Consider the following 1,476-nt stretch of genomic DNA (forward strand, 5'->3'; position numbering starts at 1 on the left):
GTGAACTGCCTCCCATTTCTTGGACATCGGGAAATGGGAGGTTTTCCATGAGTATAGACCTCAGGGTGAAGCACGACCTGGAGTCCAGGAGGCGGGCCGTCGGGCTCTTCGACGCCGGCGTCGGCTGCAAGCCGGCGGCCGAGGCCCTGTCCGTCCCCCGCGAGACCGTGAGAGAATGGCAGTGGGTATACCGGGCGTTCGGAAGCGAGGCGCTGCTGTCCATGGGCGGGAAACAATCCAGGTACACATTCGAGCAGAGGGTCGCCGCGGCGTCGGCCGTGGTCGACGGCGGGATGGCGAAGACCGACGCCATGGCCGAGTTCGGGATCAGGTCGAAGTCCCCGCTGGAGCGCTGGTGCAGGCTCTACCGCGAGGGCGGCGCCGAGGCGCTGCGGCCCCGCCCGAAGGGCAGGCCGAGGGGGTCGAGGTCGAAACCCCGGGCCCGCACCCGCGAGCAGGAGCTCGAGGAGCGCTGCCGCAGGCTCGAGGCCGAGGTCGCCTACCTAAAAAAATTGCGCGCCCTGGTCGAGCGGGACGGGCTCTGACCAGGGCGGCGGCCGAGGCGGTGAGGGCGCTGCGCGCGGAGGGGCACTCCCTGCGCCACCTGCTGGAGTGCTCGGGGCTCAGGAGGTCGACCTACTACTACGCGCTGGCGCACCCGCGGAGGCCGACCAGGCCCGAGCTGCGCGACGCCGCGGCCGAGATATTCTCGCGCACCGCCAACGGCTGCGGGCACCGGCAGATAGCCATGTGCCTGCGCGCCGAGCTGGGCGCGGTCGTGGCCGACAAGACCGTGCTCAAGATGATGCGCGAGATGGGCATCCGGTGCGGGATACGCCGCCGCGGCTCCCGCCGCCGGTACAGCTCCTACAGGGGCGAGGTCGGGCGGACCTTCGGGAACGTCATCGCCCGCGACTTCGGCGCCGACGGGCCGTGGCAGAAGCTCGGCACCGACGTCACCGAGTTCAAGGTGGCCGGCGCCAAGGCCTACTGGGCCCCGGTGCTCGACTTCTGCACGAAGGAGATCGTGGCGAGCGACATATCGACCTCGCCGGACCTCGCCCAGCAGCGCCGCATGCTCGACCGGCTCCTCGAGGCCCTGCCCGACGGGGCGGCCCCGACCATGCACTCGGACATGGGCTGGCAGTACCAGCACGAGTCCTACACCTCCAGGCTGGAGGGGGCGGGCATCACCCAGAGCATGTCGCGCAAGGGGAACTGCATCGACAACGCCGCCACCGAGCAGCTCTTCGGTCACGTGAAGGACGAGTTCTACCGCGGCAGGGAGTGGGGCAGCTTCGGGGACTTCAAGCGCGACCTGGAGGAGTACATAGCCCATTGGAACACGCGGCGCAGGCAGGTAAGATTGAAGGGCCTGACGCCGGAGGAGTTCCGGAACCAGGCCCTTGCGGCGTAGTCGCTATTTATTCAGTCCAAGTTTCGGGGCGCAGTTCACAGGCACCTTTGTGGTGGTTT

The 1,476-nt window shown here is 68.6% G+C and carries 2 protein-coding genes; both read left to right on the top strand.

The window, feature by feature from the left end:
* A partial coding sequence (locus tag GPK42_RS06590) for a helix-turn-helix domain-containing protein (RefSeq protein WP_215694377.1) occupies nucleotides 1–545 on the top strand: 545 nt, incomplete at its 5' end.
* 20 nt (nucleotides 546–565) lie between these two features.
* Nucleotides 566–1,417 (top strand): IS3 family transposase, encoded by an 852-nt coding sequence (locus tag GPK42_RS06595; protein ID WP_215694379.1) that lies wholly within the window; start codon nucleotides 566–568, stop codon nucleotides 1,415–1,417.
* Nucleotides 1,418–1,476 lie beyond the last annotated feature (59 nt).

This window comes from Collinsella aerofaciens (assembly GCF_018785265.1).
GTDB classification, from domain to species: Bacteria; Actinomycetota; Coriobacteriia; order Coriobacteriales; family Coriobacteriaceae; genus Collinsella; species Collinsella aerofaciens_AI.